The sequence below is a fragment of the Peribacillus sp. FSL K6-1552 genome (assembly GCF_038005205.1).
Lineage (GTDB): Bacteria > Bacillota > Bacilli > Bacillales > DSM-1321 > Peribacillus > Peribacillus butanolivorans.
In genome coordinates, this window is record NZ_JBBOST010000001.1 from 1,062,135 (window position 1) to 1,080,839 (window position 18,705).

19 protein-coding genes are annotated in these 18,705 nt (G+C 37.0%); 10 read left to right on the forward strand and 9 right to left on the reverse strand.

Going from position 1 to position 18,705, the window contains the following annotated elements; genetic code table 11:
• Positions 1-58 precede the first annotated feature (58 nt).
• The 5 genes from NST21_RS05105 to NST21_RS05125 all read right to left on the reverse strand — a co-directional run bounded on the left by NST21_RS05105 (position 59) and on the right by NST21_RS05125 (position 5,195).
• Positions 59-880: an EcsC family protein gene (locus NST21_RS05105; RefSeq protein ID WP_056530982.1), complete on the reverse strand. Its 822-nt coding sequence runs from the start codon at positions 878-880 to the stop codon at positions 59-61.
• Positions 881-930: 50 nt separating this feature from the next.
• Positions 931-2,184 (reverse strand): PucR family transcriptional regulator, encoded by a 1,254-nt coding sequence (locus tag NST21_RS05110; RefSeq protein ID WP_340888079.1) that lies wholly within the window; start codon positions 2,182-2,184, stop codon positions 931-933.
• 142 nt (positions 2,185-2,326) lie between these two features.
• On the reverse strand, positions 2,327-3,325 hold the full coding sequence (locus NST21_RS05115) for an inorganic phosphate transporter (RefSeq protein WP_340888081.1): 999 nt from the start codon (positions 3,323-3,325) through the stop codon (positions 2,327-2,329).
• 15 nt (positions 3,326-3,340) lie between these two features.
• Positions 3,341-3,961, reverse strand: a complete 621-nt coding sequence (locus tag NST21_RS05120; protein WP_053344716.1) for a DUF47 domain-containing protein — start codon at positions 3,959-3,961, stop codon at positions 3,341-3,343.
• A gap of 235 nt (positions 3,962-4,196) precedes the next feature.
• On the reverse strand, positions 4,197-5,195 hold the full coding sequence (locus NST21_RS05125) for an inorganic phosphate transporter (protein ID WP_340888083.1): 999 nt from the start codon (positions 5,193-5,195) through the stop codon (positions 4,197-4,199).
• A 400-nt stretch (positions 5,196-5,595) separates the two neighbouring features.
• On the opposite strand from NST21_RS05125, the gene NST21_RS05130 reads away from it, so the two are divergent.
• Positions 5,596-6,426, forward strand: coding sequence for an aldo/keto reductase (locus NST21_RS05130; protein WP_340888085.1), 831 nt, complete (start codon positions 5,596-5,598; stop codon positions 6,424-6,426).
• A gap of 518 nt (positions 6,427-6,944) precedes the next feature.
• Entirely contained in the window at positions 6,945-7,199 is a 255-nt protein-coding gene (locus tag NST21_RS05135; RefSeq protein WP_170946860.1) for a GlsB/YeaQ/YmgE family stress response membrane protein, read from the forward strand.
• A gap of 148 nt (positions 7,200-7,347) precedes the next feature.
• Here NST21_RS05135 and NST21_RS05140 read toward each other — a convergent pair whose 3' ends face one another.
• Positions 7,348-8,253, reverse strand: coding sequence for an RluA family pseudouridine synthase (locus NST21_RS05140; RefSeq protein WP_340888087.1), 906 nt, complete (start codon positions 8,251-8,253; stop codon positions 7,348-7,350).
• A 231-nt stretch (positions 8,254-8,484) separates the two neighbouring features.
• Between NST21_RS05140 and NST21_RS05145 the strand changes: the two genes are divergently transcribed.
• The gene (locus NST21_RS05145; protein WP_057219441.1) at positions 8,485-8,904 is read left to right on the forward strand and encodes a DUF5365 family protein; all 420 of its coding nucleotides are present in this window, start codon (positions 8,485-8,487) and stop codon (positions 8,902-8,904) included.
• Positions 8,905-8,974: 70 nt separating this feature from the next.
• Here NST21_RS05145 and NST21_RS05150 read toward each other — a convergent pair whose 3' ends face one another.
• Both NST21_RS05150 and NST21_RS05155 read right to left on the reverse strand, forming a co-directional pair.
• Positions 8,975-9,445: a thioredoxin family protein gene (locus NST21_RS05150; RefSeq protein ID WP_340888089.1), complete on the reverse strand. Its 471-nt coding sequence runs from the start codon at positions 9,443-9,445 to the stop codon at positions 8,975-8,977.
• Positions 9,445-9,882: a disulfide oxidoreductase gene (locus tag NST21_RS05155; protein WP_056530998.1), complete on the reverse strand. Its 438-nt coding sequence runs from the start codon at positions 9,880-9,882 to the stop codon at positions 9,445-9,447. Before NST21_RS05155 ends, NST21_RS05150 begins: the two co-directional genes overlap by 1 nt.
• A gap of 391 nt (positions 9,883-10,273) precedes the next feature.
• Here NST21_RS05155 and NST21_RS05160 point away from each other — a divergent pair, with 391 nt between their 5' ends.
• From NST21_RS05160 to NST21_RS05170, 3 genes are all read left to right on the forward strand, one after another.
• Complete coding sequence (locus NST21_RS05160) at positions 10,274-11,821, forward strand: GNAT family N-acetyltransferase (RefSeq protein ID WP_340888092.1); 1,548 nt, start codon at positions 10,274-10,276, stop codon at positions 11,819-11,821.
• Positions 11,822-11,978: 157 nt separating this feature from the next.
• Entirely contained in the window at positions 11,979-13,709 is a 1,731-nt protein-coding gene (locus NST21_RS05165) for a phospho-sugar mutase (RefSeq protein ID WP_340888094.1), read from the forward strand.
• A gap of 201 nt (positions 13,710-13,910) precedes the next feature.
• Positions 13,911-14,438 carry an NADPH-dependent FMN reductase gene (locus NST21_RS05170; RefSeq protein ID WP_340888097.1) on the forward strand — a complete coding sequence of 176 codons (528 nt, stop codon included), beginning with the start codon at positions 13,911-13,913 and terminating at the stop codon, positions 14,436-14,438.
• Between the two features lie 126 nt (positions 14,439-14,564).
• Here NST21_RS05170 and NST21_RS05175 read toward each other — a convergent pair whose 3' ends face one another.
• Positions 14,565-14,807 (reverse strand): YhdB family protein, encoded by a 243-nt coding sequence (locus NST21_RS05175; RefSeq protein ID WP_053344726.1) that lies wholly within the window; start codon positions 14,805-14,807, stop codon positions 14,565-14,567.
• A gap of 128 nt (positions 14,808-14,935) precedes the next feature.
• Between NST21_RS05175 and NST21_RS05180 the strand changes: the two genes are divergently transcribed.
• The 4 genes from NST21_RS05180 to NST21_RS05195 all read left to right on the forward strand — a co-directional run bounded on the left by NST21_RS05180 (position 14,936) and on the right by NST21_RS05195 (position 18,688).
• Complete coding sequence (locus NST21_RS05180) at positions 14,936-15,904, forward strand: M14 family zinc carboxypeptidase (protein ID WP_340888099.1); 969 nt, start codon at positions 14,936-14,938, stop codon at positions 15,902-15,904.
• A gap of 48 nt (positions 15,905-15,952) precedes the next feature.
• The gene (locus tag NST21_RS05185; protein WP_340888100.1) at positions 15,953-16,273 is read left to right on the forward strand and encodes a DUF3889 domain-containing protein; all 321 of its coding nucleotides are present in this window, start codon (positions 15,953-15,955) and stop codon (positions 16,271-16,273) included.
• 485 nt (positions 16,274-16,758) lie between these two features.
• Complete coding sequence (locus tag NST21_RS05190) at positions 16,759-17,640, forward strand: radical SAM/SPASM domain-containing protein (RefSeq protein WP_053344729.1); 882 nt, start codon at positions 16,759-16,761, stop codon at positions 17,638-17,640.
• Positions 17,641-17,845: 205 nt separating this feature from the next.
• On the forward strand, positions 17,846-18,688 hold the full coding sequence (locus NST21_RS05195) for a MurR/RpiR family transcriptional regulator (protein WP_340888101.1): 843 nt from the start codon (positions 17,846-17,848) through the stop codon (positions 18,686-18,688).
• Positions 18,689-18,705 lie beyond the last annotated feature (17 nt).

Here is an 18,705-nt window from a genome sequence, read left to right on the forward strand (position 1 = left end):
TGCCAGGGTTAAGAGCTTAGTTTAGATAGTTAACGTGAGAAAACATTACGCTGAAATCTTAATTTTTTGCAACCGGTTCGTGCATTCGCTCCAAAATCCTTCTTTTCTTATATAGCATTATTCCCGTATCGGCCATATCAGCGATCATAGAGCGATTGGTAAAGGCACCAAAGATTATTCCAGCAACAGGTACCATTTGCAGAAGCTTTTTCCAACCAAACTGATCACGATATGTATAAACAACTTCCCGCCATCCTTGCAATTCAGAAGCAAGTTCTCTTTTGGATTCAGATTCGGGAAGGTGCATATTCGACAATTCCTTTAACAGTGCCTTTTTTCCGACAACATCTGATGTAGTAAATTGTAGGCATTTGACGATGAAAATACGCTCCTGACGGTCTCGTGGATTGTAGCCGTAAGAGAGAGCAATTTCCTGAAGTGTCTTGATTGACATACCAAGAAGCAAGGGGATGTCAATAGCTAAGGTGAAGATTCCACCTATGCCGGTAGTAGCACCCTGAACTGTGGCCAATTTACTTCCGGAATTTTTAATCTCTTGACTAACACTGTCCATAATATGAAGGGGAAGTTTTGAAACATCTTCTATGGAGGAAACATTCAGTTCAGGATTCTTGGCCTGCAGCTGATTTAGAATATTGGATTCCTTTGTTAAATATTGTCCTCCGGTTTGAATATAGCTACCGATTTCATCGAGCATGACACCAAGCTTTTTCTGTATGAAGTCCGGTGTTAGCTTGTCTAAAAGTTTGAAGGGGAGACGTCCAATTCGTTCCCAAAACCATAACCCATTCTGGTCTTTTTCCCATTTTTCAATGATTTTTAATTCTTTCTCAAGTTCTTCATTCGATTCTAGATTCATTTAACCAACCTTTCCATTTATTTATTTTTTCCATATGTTGATGGAATATTTCAATTTTTATTGTGAAATTTGTCAAATTCATAAAGCTTTATATCTAGAAATAGAGACATTTTTTGAATCGGATCTTTTAAACGAATATTTCCTACTTCTGTAATCCGTTTTAAACGGTAATTTAAGGTATTCACATGGATATGAAGATTTCTTGAAGCTTCATTTGGATTGCAGTCTTTCTCTAAATAGACAGTAAGTGTTTGCAGTAATTCTGTCTGGTTTTTCAAGTCATAAGCTCTTAGCTTCAAAATAGAAGGATGAGCGTGACGTTGTTTGTTGTTTGCAAGAGTTTCAATCATTTGAAACATGCCCAGCTCTTCATAATGTAAAATAAGCTTCATATCATGAGGAAAAATATTTTTCATTTTTAAGGTATATTGAGCTTCTTCATAGCTTGATTTTACATCCATTAAGTTTTTATACATATTACCTGAAGTACCATGGATATGTTCAACACCAAAACGCCGTTTCATTTCTAATATGAAGAAAGGAATGAAATCATAAATGGATGTGGTAAAAGAAGGGCTATTTTCTTGGTCCGATCCCGCAAAAAGAATGAGCTTGTTATGGTCAATGGCAAATAAGAACCTGTTTATCTTTTGAGTAGTCGTTAACATATAGGAAATGTAGCGTTCTACTTCGCGATTGATCTCTTTAGGGAATTCGAATACTAATATGGAAAAAACAACAGGAACTTGGATAGAAAACTTCGTGAAATTTTCTATTATTTCTGATTCTTCTTGATAATGTCCAGTGAACATACGCCAAAGAAACTCCTGATGACCTGCTTCTTTCCTTTTCTTTTTTAATTGTAATTGCTGCAACTGGTTTTTCGCTTCTTTTGCAGCAAATTGAAGAAAGTCCATATCTTCTTCGGAGAAAGGTTGATTCACTTCCAAGGCCCAAATGAAGCCAAGGACTTCATTATTTTTCCTAATAGAGACTGCCGCTCGATTACCGAGACCGACATCATTTATAGCCCCAATTTTAATAGGAACGTCTTCTTTCAATAAAGCCGGGATAAACCCATCTTTCCATAAACTGTTGATGACTTTTTCAGGAACGCGCCTTCCGATAATGGTCATGATGCGGGCTTGGTCGGTTGTATCATCATGCGTACTATAAGCAAGCAGGCGATGGTTACCATCCTCAATTGTAATGGGACAGCCTAAGACGGAACTGATTCTATCCGCAAACTCCATCATATCTCCATAAAGGTCTTTAAAAATATCTCTATTTGTGAATTCCTTCATTATTATTTTGCCCCTCGCTTAAAAGATTCCTTCTTCTTTAAATTTTAAACGATTATTCATGATTTAGCATAGAATTATATCCATGTTTTTTACGGGAGAAACAGAAAATCCCTACCGATGGAAACCGGAAGGGATTTTTATTTTAGAAAAGGAAATTAATCAATAGGTAAAGCAAACCTGCTAATGTTGCTGAGATAGGAATGGTAATGAACCAGGTAACAATCATTCTTCTTGCCGTTCCCCATTTTACGCCCTTAACACGGTGGGCTGAACCAACTCCAAGAATCGAAGAAGAAATAACATGTGTTGTACTAACTGGCATGTGTATCACGGTCGCGCCAAAAATGATGAAGGCTCCGGTTAAATCCGCTGCAACACCATTGACAGGGCGGATTTTCATAATCTTGCCGCCAACTGTTTTAATGATTTTCCATCCACCAACAGAAGTTCCAAGTCCCATTGCTAACGCACATGAAAATTGAACCCAGAAGGGGATGTCAGTACTTGTTGCATACCCGTTTGCAATAAGGGCCATTGTAATGATCCCCATGGCTTTTTGGGCGTCATTTGTTCCGTGGGTATACGATTGTAGTGCTGCAGTTGCAATCTGTATAGTACGGAATCTCTGGTTTGTTTTTGTCAGGTTATTATTTTTAAATATAACTTTAAAGATGCTGTATACGATAAATCCAATTACAAAAGCAATTATAGGGGAGAAAATCAATGCTTGAAGAATTTTCAAAAACCCTTCCCATTTAATTCCAGTAATTCCGGCTGCTGCAATCGCGGCACCTGCAATTGAACCGATCAATGCGTGGGAGGAACTGCTTGGTATCCCGTAATACCATGTAAGGAGGTTCCATATAATAGCGGCAAGCAAAGCTGCCAAGATTACATATGAACCATTTGGAAGCGTGAACGGATCCACAATATCCTTAGTTATGGTCTTCGCTACGCCTGTAAACGTCATAGCTCCGACGAAGTTCATGATGGCTGCCATGACAATGGCATGCCGAGGTTTCATGGCCTTTGTTGAAACAGCTGTAGCAATTGCATTTGCTGTATCATGGAAACCATTGATGAAGTCAAATGCTAAAGCAAAGAAAACGATTAATATAGTTAAAATTAATAAAGTATCCATTTATGGGGGTACTCCTTAGGCGTTTTTCATTATGATTGTTTCAAGTGTATTGGCCACAGCTTGACAGTGATCAGCGATCTCTTCAAGGCTTTCGTATATTTCTTTATATTGAATGATTCTGATTGGATCCTTTTCAACCGTAAACAAGTTTTTGATCGATTGACGTTGGATTCCGTCACAAACAGATTCAAGGTCTTTAATTTTAATTGCATTTTCACGAATCATTGGTAATTTTTTAGTGGAAAGTGTATCGACAGCTATTTCAATCTCATACGTACACTCTTTAATTGCATCCACAAATTTAAGCATATACTCATCAGCATTGACGATGGAGTACATTTCGAATAATGCGGCGCAGTGTTCCAAACCGTCTATGACATCATCCATTCTCATGGTTAATTCTAGGATATCCTCACGTTCGATAGGAGTGATGAAGGCATTGTTAAGTTCTTTAATTACGTTATGAACCATTGAATCGCCTTTATGCTCATAGTCTTTCATAGTATCTGAAAATACTTTTAGATCGGAGATATTCTTCAGTTTATAATCCGCGAAATAGTCAGCACCTTCTTTAAGGTTTTGAGCGATGTTAAAAAGCATTACTGCGAATTTGTCTTTTTTAGATTTAAAAGCCATGTTAAGCCTCCCGATTAGTCATGCAATTTTTACGTAAAATTATTATACGCTTAGTATTAACAAGTTGATTGTAACGAATTCATGTAGTATGAGGAAAGGTTTTTCGACGAAAATTTACAAAATCTTAATAAAACTTTACAATCAAAAACAAGGATAAGTAAAAAATGGGAATCAGTTACACTTAAAAGGGCGAAATCATAAAAAAAACCTTCCCGATATGGAAAGGCTTAAGGTTTTATAAAAATAAAGCAATTAGATAATAAATCAATCCGGCTAAAGAAGCTGAAATCGGCAAGGTTATGAACCAAGTGATTAACATACTTTTAGCTGTTCCCCATTTTACACCTTTGATACGGTGTGCAGAACCTACCCCAAGTATGGATGAAGAGATGACATGTGTCGTACTGACCGGCATATGCAGGAATGTAGCACCGAAAATTATCGCTGCACCGGTCATATCGGCAGCGACCCCATTTACTGGACGTATTTTCATGATCTTACCGCCCACCGTTTTAATGATCTTCCAACCACCGATTGAGGTACCAAGCGCCATTGCGATTGCGCACGATAATTGCACCCAAAAGGGGACATCAGAGCTAGAGGCATATCCGTTAGCCATTAAAGCCATAGTGATGATACCCATGGATTTTTGAGCATCATTTGTTCCGTGTGTATAAGACTGAATTGCCGCTGTAAGAATTTGTATTCTCCTAAATCGCTTGTTAGTCTTTCCTAAATTATTATTTTTAAAAATTACCTTAAAGATGTTGTACACAATAAATCCAAGTGTAAAGGCAAGAATCGGAGATAAAATTAATGCTTGGACGATTTTGGTGAATCCACTCCATTTAATCGTATCGAAACCTCCAGCCACAATGGCGGCTCCCGCTATAGAACCAATAATAGCATGGGAAGAACTGCTTGGAATACCAAAGTACCAAGTGATTAAATTCCATGTTATTGCGGAAAGTAGAGCAGCGAGGATTACATATGAGCCATTGTTTAATGTGAAAGGATCAACAATATCCTTCGTAATGGTATGTGCTACACCAGTGAACGTCAGCGCTCCTAATAAATTCATGACCGCAGCCAAAATGATCGCATGACGTGGTTTAAGCGCCTTAGTTGATACGGCTGTTGCAATAGCATTAGCTGTATCATGAAATCCATTGATAAAGTCAAAGATTAAAGCAAAGATAATAATTAGCGCGGTTAAGATGAATAAGGTATTCATACATGGAAGACTCCCTTAATATTCAAGTATGTAATGAGAAAATTTAGATAGTGACCAATGAATGGGCGTTGGACAGCTTTGCAACTCCACATTATTAGAATGGAAGTTTTTCGTTTGATTATTCTTTAAAGATGGCACCTTCTTCTTTTTACTTGGTTTACGGACGGACTATTCAATTGTAACTAATTTCTTATCTATAAGCATAGATATTTCGTCATTTTTTTACAAAATATTTAACTTAATGAAGGATTAAATGATAAATTTTCACTTTAAATTGAAAATTTTGGATAAAATGTTTGTGGAGTCATTTAATAAACCTTTAAATTCCGAGGCTTATGGTTAGAAATAAAAGGTAGGACGATGATATAATTGGTAAATAAAAGGTAAGGGGGATTGGCAAATGATATCAAGTATAGAGGAAACGATTACTTTACATAATGGAGTAAAAATGCCGCAGTTAGGTTTCGGTGTATTTAAAGTGAAAAATGGCAGTGAAACGGTTGAGTCCGTCAAGAAAGCAATCGAAGTAGGATACCGTTCAATTGATACGGCTGCCGTTTATGAAAATGAAGAAGGTGTAGGACAGGCTATTAGAGAAAGCGGAATATCGCGTGAAGAATTGTTCATCACATCTAAAGTGTGGAATACTGATCAAGGTTATGAAACGACCCTTCAGGCATTTGATGATAGTTTGAAACGCCTTGGTTTGGAATATTTAGATTTATACTTAATTCACTGGCCAGGAAAAGACAAATACCTGGAAACGTGGAAGGCGTTAGAGAAGCTTTACAATGAAGGAAAAGTGAAATCAATCGGTGTAAGTAATTTCCATGTCCACCATTTAGAAAAATTATTAGCGAACAGTGAAATAAAACCTGTCGTAAACCAAATAGAATTGCATCCACTTTTGACTCAAGTTGAAATTCGTGATTACTGCGAAAAGCATGATATCAAGGTAGAAGCATGGAGCCCGCTAGGTAGGGGGAGCTTAATAGAAGAACCGACTATCAATCATATTGCAAAAAAGCATGGAAAAAGCTCTGCTCAAGTATTAATTAGATGGCATCTCCAACATGAAATTGTCGTTATCCCTAAATCGATTACGCCGTCCCGTATCGAGGAAAATGCACAAGTGTTTGACTTTTCATTGAGTCTTAACGAAATGAATCAAATTGATGCCTTAAACAAAAATGAACGATTTGGAAGCAATCCGGATGAACTTTTGTTTTAATGATTGATGATATAGACTTTAAAGAGAACTGAAAATGATATGAGGGTGTCCCAGTAATTTCGGGGCATCCTTTTTTCGTTATATCTTTATAAACATATTTGAGCTAGATACTGCCTATACTATGAATGTGACAAAAGTGCAGCATAGTGCATACCCTTTTCATAAGTCTAATAATCCTTTTTTCTTTGCCAAATATTTTTTAAAAAAATGAGGTTTTAGATTATTTTAACGGGGAAAATAATGAGTACAGCGGCAAACAAAAAGAAAAACACACTAACATTGAGGAGTGTCCAATCAGTTCCTCAGGGTCAATAGCTAGCTAACTTTTCCCACTAACTAAAGCATTCACATTCATTAGATATTGTGCATAATCGGCATCATACCATTTGAGTGTAAAGGTTAATGAATTGAACAGGACATGAATATTTGGAAGTGATGAGATTTCTTGGAGTCTGCTGTAGAACAGGGAAATATACTGTCTGGTATAAAAATACAACTACTTAAGGAGGAAATATATTATGGGATTTTTATGGTCATTAATTATTGGAGGTATTATCGGTTGGTTAGCAGGTATGATAGTAGGACGTGACGTACCATTTGGTATCATTGGTAACATCATCGCTGGTTTTGTTGGTGCATGGTTAGGTTCATTAATTCTTGGGAACTGGGGACCTTCAGTAGCAGATTTCGCTATTATTCCTGCATTAATTGGAGCAATCGTATTTGTCTTCATATTAAGCTTGATCTTAAAAGGCATGAGAAAAGCTTCTTAAATATCACAATAAAAGCTGGCCCAAGAGGCCAGCTTATTTTTTTGATTCATAATCCTTACTATGCAGCTTTAAAAACGGCTGCTTTTTTATAATGATAGAATTTAAAAAAACTGACTCCTACTTATTTGGAGTCAGCTTTTTTTGTATATTAGAGAGTCTCAAATATCCCGGACTTATCTAAGAAAGGTGCTTCTATTATCATTTTTTCTTCGGAAATTGGATGGATAAATTCAATTTTTCGAGCATGAAGGGCTTGCCGTGGAAAAGTATTTTTTCCGCCGTACAAGGTATCACCAGCCAAGGGGTGATTTAAGTGGCTAAAGTGCACCCTGATTTGGTGGGTGCGGCCGCTTTCCAAAGTGCAACTGACAAGCGTTAAGTTTTTCTTCGAATCCCGCTTAAGCACTTGGAAATGGGTAATAGCCACCTGGCCAGTAGGTGAAACCCTTCGTCTAGTAGCATGATGGCGGTCTCTACCAATTTTTTCGTTGATTTTACCTTCATTCTTTTGGATGATTCCTTCAACTAAAGCGACATATGTTCGTTTGATTTTTCTTTCTTCCAGCATTCTATCCAACATAGACCCAGTGAGGCGATCTTTGGCAAAAAGAACGGCTCCAGTGGTATCTTTATCAAGCCTATGAATATGCTTAATCATACAGGTTTGGCCGGTGTTCTGAAGGTGGTACGCTACACCATTGATGAGCGTATGTGTATCGCCGGGTTGAGAAGGGTGGGTATCCATTCCTGCCGGTTTATTGGCAATCAATAATAGGTCATCTTCATATAAGATAGAAATCCCTAAATCTACAGCTTTAACGTTTTCATTTTCAGCATTCATTAAAGGAATGCTAATTGTATCGCCTTCGGAAAGAGTAGTTGTCCATGAAACAGTATTTCCGTTCAATTTTACTTCTTTACTCATTCTCCACTCATGCACCAATTTCTTTGGCGCCTTCCAGTGGTCCTTAAAAAGCTTATCTAATGTTAATCCATTCCAACTTTGAAGAACTTCAATTGATAATATTTGGTTTGTTATATTAAAATGCCCCAATATAATTCCTACTTTCGACTTATATGATTGTAATTAATTGAAAAAAATATATAATGATTACGAATAAAAGTAAAATTAGTAACATTAGACCTATTGTTTAGAATTCAGTGGCGAAAATTACCACGTTTTTTTTACAATATTTATGTTATTCTAGAGGGAAAGAAATCGCTTGTCCTAGAATATACATACTATTAGATAGGTCTAATGGATCTAAAAAAGGTGGTTTTTTTAGTGAAGACGGTCTTTTCTTCAACCGAAGAACAAGAGCAAGAAATTGCGAGTCTCGTTGCACGTTTCTACAAATCTGTATTTCCTAAATACTTCACAGAAAATGAAATTATTCATTTTCGGGAGATAGGCGTTTTGCAGCCGAATAAAAGTACATTTACCTACTTTGCAACACTAAGAGACGCATTTCAAGTAATGGCATGCCTTCAAGTCCTCTTGTCCATTCTAGACAAAAAGAAGATAGAGGATTCTTTTATAATTGAATCTAAATTTGAAGAATTGTTTCAACATAACATTACTCTATTGAATGAATGCGGAATATTTTTCCCTTTTTATTATGACCATTTTACACGTATAAACCATGAAGCAAGTAAAGATATGCAAATGATGGATATTCAGGTGGCGAATCAATATTTAGTATAAAACATTAAAAATGAGCCGGCTATAACGGAAATACTTTTCCCGTTATAGCCGGCTCATTTTTTTTCTAACCTTAATTAATATCATGGTCCTCAAACCATTTTTTGAAGGTTTGTTCTTCGTTATAGCCAACTATACGTTCTTGTTCTTTTCCGTTTTTAAAGTAAACAATTGTCGGCGTGCTTTTGATGCCATAATCGCTCCAGCCTTGTTCAAACTCCAATAAATTGTATTGAACGAGATCGATACCCATTTCTTCAGCCAACGGAGCTACGATAGGTGTAGTTTTTTGACAGTGAGGGCACGTAGGGCTATAAAAATAAACAGTCATTTCTTCTTTATCTTGAAGGTCATTCTCTAATTCTTCGGGAAGAATCAGATTTTGATAATTTGGGTCATCCAATTGATCGACGGTGGCGGATTTAAGATGCTCTTTGCCATACGGATTTCCTTTTGATTTTTCTTCTTTTTTTAAGTTTGTCAAAACGCCTAGTATGACAAAAAGCGCGACGATTATCACTAAAAATATAACCATTTTCTTCATTAAGCTGCAACCTCCTTGGATCTTGTCCATACGATGTAACTGCATATGAAAATAATGACAAATGCAGTTAAAGCTAGGAACGGGATGGTAATAAAACCAAAAACGTTAATATATTGTCCTGTACAGGGAACCCTTCCGCATGCTAGGGTATGTTCGGAAAAAAATGAAACCTTTTGTATTAAATAATGATAAGTTGAAATAAATGCACCAATTGCAGATAATATCATGGTATAGAAGCTGATCCAATAATCTTTTCGAATGATTGCAATTCCTAAAATGATTGTAAAAGGATACATGATAATCCGCTGATACCAACAAAGCATACATGGTTCATATTGCTTAATCTCAGAAAAATATAAACTTCCAAGCATAGCAATGATGGAAGCAGCCCAGGCTACAAATAATATATTCTCCCCGCTGCGTTTTGTATTGTTCATCGATCCTCTTCCCCATCTCTTTTTTCTCTTATGAAAAGTATAGTATGTATGGATGCGGTCTGTAAAATATATATTCTTTTTAAGGGGGTACAGAATAGATTTGGTCGCGGGAAGAAATGAAAACTTTAAAAGAGTGGCTGTTAGCTTAACAGATAATAGGTAATTAAACCTGATTTAACAGGAGTAATGATGGTACGATAAGGCTACCCAGTAGGCGAATTGGCAGTAAGAAAGGTAATAAAAAATAAAGATGTTATCTATATGCTTCCGAAAGGAAGAAAAGTCATGTATTATCTAGGAAGTATTGAATAGGTCGGAGAAGGTTCAGTTGTTTTAATTTTTGAATAAGGGGTATAATTCTTATGGAAGAGATTAAAGGAGTTTGAGGAAAATGCCTAATTTGGACCTGCATAAATATGAAAAAATAATGGAAATACGTAACATGAGGCTAGGGGACATTGATGAAATAATTGCTTTACAATCTAGTTGCTTTCCTGGAATGGATCCATGGAAGCGCGATCAGCTTGAAAGTCATCTGGAAATTTTTCCAGAAGGACAATTTGTAGCTGAATATGATGGAAAAGTGATTGGATCATGTTCTAGCCTCATTATTAATTTTGACGAATATGATGATCGCCACACATGGGATGATGTAACCGATAATGGATACATCACGAATCATAATCCGGACGGTTATAATTTATATGGAATCGAGGTCATGGTCCATCCTAAATTCCGCAGGATGAAAATTGGTCAAAGACTATATGATTCAAGAAAAGACCTTGTTGCCCATTTGAACTTAAAAAGCATCATTATTGGCGGCAGGATTCCTAATTACCATAAACATGCAGAGGAATTGCTACCAAGAGAATATGTGAAAGAAGTGCAATTACATAAAATATATGATCCGGTTCTATCGTTCCAGCTTTTAAATGGCTTCACGCTCATGAGGATAAATCCTAATTATTTGCCTGATGATTTGCAATCCAATAAATATGCTACACTCATGGAGTGGAATAACGTTGATTATCAGCCGAAAACAAAACGTTATTATAAAACATCTGAACCGGTACGTATCTGCGTCGTGCAATACATGCTACGTAAAATCGATTCATTCGAAGACTTCGCTAACCAAGTCGAGTATTTCACCGACGTTGCTTCGGATGCTAATGCGGATTTCGCCGTATTCCCGGAATTGTTCACGACCCAGCTGATGTCTTTCTTAAATGAAAGATCACCAAGCTTGGCAGTACGGAAACTGTCGGATTTCACGGAACAGTATATTGAATTGTTTACCACTTTAGCTGTAAGGTATAACGTCAATATAATTGGCGGTTCTCATTTCGTTAAAGAAGACGATGATAATATCTATAATATAGCCTATTTATTCCGCCGTGATGGGACGATTGAAAAGCAATATAAAATTCATATTACACCGAATGAAAGAAAATGGTGGGGCATCAATGCTGGTGACCGTGTACGCGTCTTTGATACAGACTGTGGAAAGATCGCCATTCAAATTTGTTATGATATTGAGTTCCCGGAACTTGCTCGGATTGCGACTGATATGGGAGCTAAGATTATTTTTACGCCATTTTGTACGGAAGACCGACAAGGTTATCTGCGTGTTCGCTATTGTGCTCAGGCCCGTGCAGTGGAAAACCAAATTTATACGGTTATTTCTGGGACTGTCGGGAATCTGCCGCAAACGGAAAATATGGATATCCAATATGCACAATCAGGGATTTTCGCCCCGTCGGATTTTGAATTTGCACGTGACGGGATTGTTGGGGAAACGAGCCCGAATCTTGAGATGGTTCTGATTGGCGATGTTGATTTAGAGATATTAAGACGTGAGCGACAATCGGGTACCGTAAGACAATTAAAAGATAGACGCCATGATATTTACAAACTACATTATCAAAAAGGTGAAAAATAAAGATTTAAAGTAGCTCGTGATGAAAAAGCCACGCTCGATGTGGCTTTTTTTATTACGAGCCTTTACTTCATTTATTGGGAAAAATGTGATAATTTTGTTATAGAAACAGATACATAAAAGTTTTTAAAAAAAAGGTCGTTGAGAGGGGATGTCAGAGATGGACTGGAAATCAGTATACACCACTTGGGCAGGGTATCAGAATTTAAATGGGGAATTACGTGTCCTGCTTGAGGAAATGCAACAGGATGAAGCTAAACTCGAAGATGCCTTTTATAAGAATTTAGAATTTGGAACAGGCGGTATGCGTGGAGAAATTGGAGCAGGAACCAACCGAATGAATATTTACACTGTAAGAAAGGCTACGGCTGGATTGGCTCAATATATTTCAACGTTCGGGGAAGAGGCAAAAGGGAGAGGTGCTGTCATTGCTTATGATTCAAGACATAAGTCTCCGGAATTTGCACTCGAAGCAGCTAAAACCTTGGCTACATTTGGCGTAAAGGCTTATCTATTCGATGAATTACGCCCAACTCCAGAATTGTCATTTGCTGTTCGCAAGCTAAATGCATTTGCTGGGATTGTCATCACAGCGAGTCATAATCCACCTGAATATAATGGTTACAAGGTTTATGGATCAGATGGAGCACAGTTACCGCCGGAAGCTGCTGACCAAGTGATTAGCTACGTGAATGCCATTGAAAGTGAACTTGATATACAAATTAAAGAAGCTAAAGATCTTAAAGAGCAAGGGCTTATTGAAATAATCGGGGAAGAACTGGATGCAGCTTATAATAAAGAGTTGCTCACAGTTCCTGAAAATCCACAGCTTGCTGAGGAAATAGATGTATCACTAGTCTTTACCCCACTTCATGGAACGGCAAATAAATCAGTCCGACGTGCCCTGCAGAGCTTAGGTTATCAAAACGTCCATATCGTTAAGGAACAGGAATTACCGGATCCAGACTTTTCAACGGTCAAATCTCCAAATCCGGAGGAACCTGCAGCATTTGAATTGGCCATCGAGCTTGGAAATAAAGTCGAAGCGGACTTATTAATTGCGACAGACCCAGATGCCGACCGACTTGGTATTGCCGTGAAGAACAAATCGGGCAAATATGTCGTTCTGACTGGAAATCAAACAGGTGCGCTTTTTCTAGATTATTTACTAGCTCAGAAAAAAGAAAAAGGTAATATACCTGAAAATGGAATTGTCTTAAAAACCATTGTGACTTCAGAAATCGGGCGGACAATTGCAGAGTCCTATGGCTTAAAGACGATGGATGTACTTACCGGATTTAAATTCATTGCTGAGAAAATAAATCAATATAATAAAAGTGGCGAACACAGCTTTTTGTTTGGGTATGAAGAAAGCTACGGATATTTAATTAAGGATTTTGCTCGTGATAAAGATGCTATTCAAGCAGCAGTGCTTGCTGTCGAAGTCTGTGCTTATTACAAAAAGCAGGGATTGACTCTTTATGAAGGTTTATTGAACGTCTTTGAAAAATATGGCTTCTATCTGGAAGGGTTGCGTTCATTAACGTTAAAAGGAATTGAGGGAGCGAAACAGATTCAAGGAATATTGGATCAATTCCGTCAGAACCCGCCAACGCAAATCGCAGGCATCCAAGTAGTCGTCGAGGAAGACTATCAGAGCAGCAAAAAGCATTCACTAACTTCAAATAGTGAAGAGCTAATTGAGCTTCCGAAATCAAACGTATTGAAATACTTCCTTAAAGATGGGACATGGGTATGCCTTCGTCCTTCAGGTACAGAACCGAAAATTAAATTTTATTTCGGTGTCCAAGGCAAGACGATGGCGGAATCAGAGGCTAAATTATCAGCTGTTATAGCAGACTTTATGGGGAAAATTGAAGCATTAGTCTAAAGTGATAAACAGATAAATGTAAACGAAGGGCTTCAGGTCCTTCGTTTTTTTGCGTAAAAGTTGTTTTTTAGATGAAGTTGGAATACGTTTAGTGGAATAAATGTCTCTAATTCAAGGAAATTTTTAGCTGGTTTTGATATACTGAAAAAGAGAGTAACATGGTTGAAATATTCAAATAGAAACAATGGAGGAGTATTATACATGAAATTAGTCATCATTAATGGATCACCACGTAAACAAGGGCGTACAGGGATTGCCTCTCGCTTCATTTCCAAGCAATATGGAGCAGAACTAATCGATTTAAGTAACAGTGAGATTCCTTTATATTCAGGTGAAGGCGAGCAATATCAATTGAATGTAATTCAAGATTTTCGTAAAAGTATTGAAGAAGCGGATGGAGTGATTTTGACATCTCCGGAATATCATGGTTCGATGAGTGGTGCTTTGAAAAATGCATTGGATTTTCTAAGCAGTGATCAATTTACACACAAACCAGTTGCTTTACTAGCTGTATCAGGCGGTGGTAAAGGTGGGATTAATGCGTTAAATTCTATGAGAACAGTGGGCCGCAGCCTATATGCAAATGTGATTTCAAAACAATTAGTGCTTGATCCGCATTGCTTCGATTATGAGAATGACGCTTTAACTGAAGAGCCTGCGTTACTTGTCGAGGCCTTAATTGAAGAACTTAAAATGTATGCAACTGCTTATGCAACAATGAAAAAATAATGGATGAGGGTCAGGTATAATAATACCTGACCCTTGTTTTTTAGGTTTTCACCCGCCACAGTTAAATCCCCATGAAATTAATCTTCTTGTATATATTTTCCCATTTTGCAAAAACTATTGTTGATTTTAGCTTGGGAGTTCACTTAAATAATCACTTGTCTTTTCTGCCGCATGATCCAAATAACGAAGCAGTGCATACAGTTGAGATTGAATAATTTGATAATCATGCTCAAACCGATAGGCGTGTAAAAAATGTTCTATTTTTTTCGAAAGAAAGTGATCTTTCGTACGAACCATTAATACTAACAGGCTGTCCCAATCAGAGCGGTGTGTGTGAAACAAAGCCTGATCATAATCCGCAATTTTCATGTAGTTCTCCTCCTTAGGAGCTATTTGTATTTTGTTCAGATTGGGTAGAACTTTTACTTACAATAAGTGGCGATGTATACGGGCCGCGGTTGTTGCTTTTTACCTGAATAAAAATAAAAGGTGAGAACATGAGAAAGATAATCTTAATAGTATTGATTGGTCTTCTTTTTTTTCCTGAAGCACCACGCGCAGAACAGGTGTATTCACCTGGACAAATGGAAAAGGACCTACAAGAAATTCAGGATCAGTATAAATTTGAAGTACGAAAAATTGGAAAAACGGAAAAAGGAAAATATATAAAAGCAGTCAAGTTAGGGAAAGGGAAAAAATCCATCTTACTAGTAGGCTCACATCATGGGCGAGAATGGCTAAGCTCTATCCTGTTGATGACTATGCTAAAAGACTATGCAGCAGCCTATCAAGCGGGCAAACCAATAGGCGGGTTTCCTTCAGGTTTATTGGATGAAGTGAGCATCTGGTTTATCCCGATGCTGAATCCTGATGGAGTCAGCATTCAACAAGGAGATTTATCAAATTTGAATTTCCTTGAAAAAGCAGGGGTCTGGAGAATGAATCGATATAGTACGAATTGGTCGCGGTGGAAGGCCAACGCAAAAGGGATTGATTTAAACAGGCAATATCCGATTGGGTGGGAAGAAGTAATGAGTGATGCAAAAAAACCTACTTATCAATTTTATAAAGGGGAACAACCGCTAGAAGCTACAGAGGTAAAAGCGCTTGCCGATTTTACGAAGAAAGTTGATCCCACAATTGCGGTGTCCTATCATACATCCGGCCGGGAAATTTTCTGGCATTATCAAAATAAGAGAGAGAATATGGCGAGGGATTATGGCATTGCGAAAAAAACAGCAGAATTAACAGGTTATGAACTGACCTTTCCGGAAAAGGAGGCGGTAGGCAGCGGATTTACGGATTGGTTCATAACCGAGTTCAAGCGCCCGGGAATGACAATTGAACTTAGTTATTTGGTGGATGAAACCAATCCCCCATTTTCTGTATTTCCTGAGGAATGGAAACGGAACCGGTTAGTTGGGATTATGCTTGTAAAAGAAGCGAACAAGCTGCATAACAAATGAACAATTTAACATAATAAAACTAACAGGATGTATGAGGAGGAAATGGTTTTGAAAAAAGTCATCATGATGATTTTAGGACTTCTTGTAATTTTACAATTTGGTTCCATATCAACACATGCCCAAAAACCAGATTACGAAAAATACGGAAAGATTGCAATCGCCGTCGTACAGGCCGATTACCCTGAAGTTGAGATTACTGATTATGAATATAAGGGAAGAAAAACAATAGGGAAAAATCAGGTGGAAGACGATTTTAGTTTCTTAGTCGTGGAGAAAGGCAATAAATTCAAAGTCACTGTGGCAGTCCAACACGATCTTACCAATGAAAAATTACTTAGTTTAAAGGTCACAGAACAGAAGGAAAATTAAATTTACTCCAATATATTTTAGTATTACCTAACATCTTCGGTTTTTGAGGATGTTTTTTCTATTAACGATGAACAATTAATCACGGAACTTTTCCGCCATCCCACATTAGGAAAAAGATAGAAGACTAGGGAATATCGGATAAAAGTGCAGAGCATAAGACTTTGGAATATGACCTTAGGGGAATCATGGCCTGAAACTGAAATCAGATCTATCCGTTGATTTATAAAAAATACAAAAGATCTATAGGTGATGAGGAAGTGAAATGAGGAAATTAAGCCCTGATTGACTCAATCAGGGGATTTTTGGAACCTTGAGTGAAAGGGTAATTGGTAAATGAAATCAAATATATAATAAGTTTACATAATTGTGATTTTAATTTCACCCTTTGTACCGCTACAATTAACTTTTCATTGCATTTATGAGCCGCTAACACGTATAGTTAGAATCAGATTGACAATATAGCATGACTTTAGGGGTATTTTATAATGAGAAAGTTTAAGAAAGTTTATGTAGAAATTACGAATATATGTAACTTGAAATGTAATTTTTGTCCTAGTTCTAGCTTGCAGAGGACATTGAAGTTTATGGATCCGGATGGTTTTACTCATGTTATTGAGAAAATCAAACCACACACCGATCATATTTATTTTCACCTGATGGGTGAACCATTTTTAAATAAAGATTTAGGAACTTTCTTGGATATTAGTGCCGAACATGACCTGAAAGTGAATATAACAACGAATGGTACTTTGATTCAAAAGGTTAAAGAAAAGCTGCTTTCCAAAAAAGCACTTCGTCAGGTGAATATTTCACTTCATAGCTTTGAAGCGAATGATACGAGTAATAGTCTAGACTCATATGTGAGTAATATTGCCGACTTTATTAATGAGGCAAACGAAACAAGTGAAATGATCTGCGCAATTCGATTATGGAATATGGATACGGATGAGCTTAAGGCGAGTAATGGTCTAAACGATGATATTCTCAGTATGTTGGAGGAGAAGCTTTCGTTGGATATTCGATTAAGTGAAGCTCTTCAGGATAAGAATAATATTAAACTGAAGGACCGTGTTTATATAAATATGGCTGAAAAATTTGAATGGCCAGAATTGGACCGCGACATTATCGATGAGAATATTTTCTGTTATGCTCTAAGAGACCAGTTAGGTATCTTAGTGGACGGTACAGTTGTTCCTTGCTGTTTGGATAGTGAAGGGAAAATTCCACTGGGGAATATATTTGAATCATCTCTTGAAGAAATTATAAATGGTGAACGGGCTAAAAATATGTTTGATGGTTTTTCGAGAAGATGTGCAGTAGAAGAACTATGTAAAAGATGTGGCTATGCAAAGCGTCATAAAAAATAAGAGGTAATGAAAACCACGGAGAATCTTCGTGGTTTTTTTTGACTAATGTTTAATATTTATTCAGATTTTTTATTAAAAATTCTGAATATTGTTGTTTTATTAAAATGCCCATGATAAAATATTCTCTATTATAAATGAAGTGAAAACTTCATATAGTAATAAAAAAAGTTTTGGATTCATATTTTGTCTGTAAGGGGACGGTTTTATGGATTTGCAGCAAAAAGTTAAAGAGGTATTCCCTGGATTATCTACTGGCCAAAAAAAGGTAGCAAATTACTTGTTAGTTCATGCACATACATTTGCAGTCAGCTCAGCTCAAAAGTTAGGGAAGGATATAGGGGTGAGTGAAACAACTATCATTCGCTTTTGTTATTCGTTAGGGTTAAGTGGATTTGCGGAACTTCAAAAACTTATTCGTAATCAATTAATATTCGAGAGTAGCCTGAATGAATATCATTCTTCTAAACTAGAAGTTGCGAATCAGCCAAACTTCATGGCACAAGTAATGCAGAAAGATATCGTCAGTATCGAAAAAACAATAAAAAATCTATCTAATGATGATTTTACAAAATCAGTCGATAAATTGGCGGCAGCCGACCAAGTATTAATTTCCGGACATCGTTTATCATTTTCAGCGGCGCATTGGTTAACTTTTACGCTTAGACTTGTAAGGGAAGAAGTCCATTTATATAGACCGGATACAGATGATATTTTTTTACAACTAAACAAAATAACTGAAAATTCTGTTTTTGTGGCAATCTCATTTCATCGTTATGTGAAAGAAACTGTGAAAATTACGGAAATGGCAAAACAAGCGGGTGCATTTGTAATCGGAGTTACCGATTCTGAATTGGCTCCAATTGCGGAGTTTACGGACGTTTTATTGCCCATTTCAGCACCTAGAACTTCCACTATCGATACTGCACCTGTTCTATTCTCATTATTAAATAGTTTAGTAGCAGGTGTATCGATTAAAGACGCGCAGGGATTTAAAGAAAGAAAGGCTATGTATGATGCGTTCAATCAAGATGATGATTTTTTCTTTTAACAGAAAAAAGGGGAGAA

What these genes read in the sequence shown, in the direction of transcription:
- NST21_RS05190 (WP_053344729.1), top strand. Translation starts at nt 16,759, where the DNA reads ATGAGAAAGTTTAAGAAAGTTTATGTAGAAATTACGAATATATGTAAC.
- NST21_RS05175 (WP_053344726.1), bottom strand. Translation starts at nt 14,807, where the DNA reads ATGAAAATTGCGGATTATGATCAGGCTTTGTTTCACACACACCGCTCT.
- NST21_RS05170 (WP_340888097.1), top strand. Translation starts at nt 13,911, where the DNA reads ATGAAATTAGTCATCATTAATGGATCACCACGTAAACAAGGGCGTACA.
- NST21_RS05195 (WP_340888101.1), top strand. Translation starts at nt 17,846, where the DNA reads ATGGATTTGCAGCAAAAAGTTAAAGAGGTATTCCCTGGATTATCTACT.
- NST21_RS05120 (WP_053344716.1), bottom strand. Translation starts at nt 3,961, where the DNA reads ATGGCTTTTAAATCTAAAAAAGACAAATTCGCAGTAATGCTTTTTAAC.
- NST21_RS05115 (WP_340888081.1), bottom strand. Translation starts at nt 3,325, where the DNA reads ATGGATACTTTATTAATTTTAACTATATTAATCGTTTTCTTTGCTTTA.
- NST21_RS05150 (WP_340888089.1), bottom strand. Translation starts at nt 9,445, where the DNA reads ATGAAGAAAATGGTTATATTTTTAGTGATAATCGTCGCGCTTTTTGTC.
- NST21_RS05130 (WP_340888085.1), top strand. Translation starts at nt 5,596, where the DNA reads ATGATATCAAGTATAGAGGAAACGATTACTTTACATAATGGAGTAAAA.
- NST21_RS05165 (WP_340888094.1), top strand. Translation starts at nt 11,979, where the DNA reads ATGGACTGGAAATCAGTATACACCACTTGGGCAGGGTATCAGAATTTA.
- NST21_RS05180 (WP_340888099.1), top strand. Translation starts at nt 14,936, where the DNA reads ATGAGAAAGATAATCTTAATAGTATTGATTGGTCTTCTTTTTTTTCCT.
- NST21_RS05105 (WP_056530982.1), bottom strand. Translation starts at nt 880, where the DNA reads ATGAATCTAGAATCGAATGAAGAACTTGAGAAAGAATTAAAAATCATT.
- NST21_RS05160 (WP_340888092.1), top strand. Translation starts at nt 10,274, where the DNA reads ATGCCTAATTTGGACCTGCATAAATATGAAAAAATAATGGAAATACGT.
- NST21_RS05135 (WP_170946860.1), top strand. Translation starts at nt 6,945, where the DNA reads ATGGGATTTTTATGGTCATTAATTATTGGAGGTATTATCGGTTGGTTA.
- NST21_RS05125 (WP_340888083.1), bottom strand. Translation starts at nt 5,195, where the DNA reads ATGAATACCTTATTCATCTTAACCGCGCTAATTATTATCTTTGCTTTA.
- NST21_RS05155 (WP_056530998.1), bottom strand. Translation starts at nt 9,882, where the DNA reads ATGAACAATACAAAACGCAGCGGGGAGAATATATTATTTGTAGCCTGG.
- NST21_RS05110 (WP_340888079.1), bottom strand. Translation starts at nt 2,184, where the DNA reads ATGAAGGAATTCACAAATAGAGATATTTTTAAAGACCTTTATGGAGAT.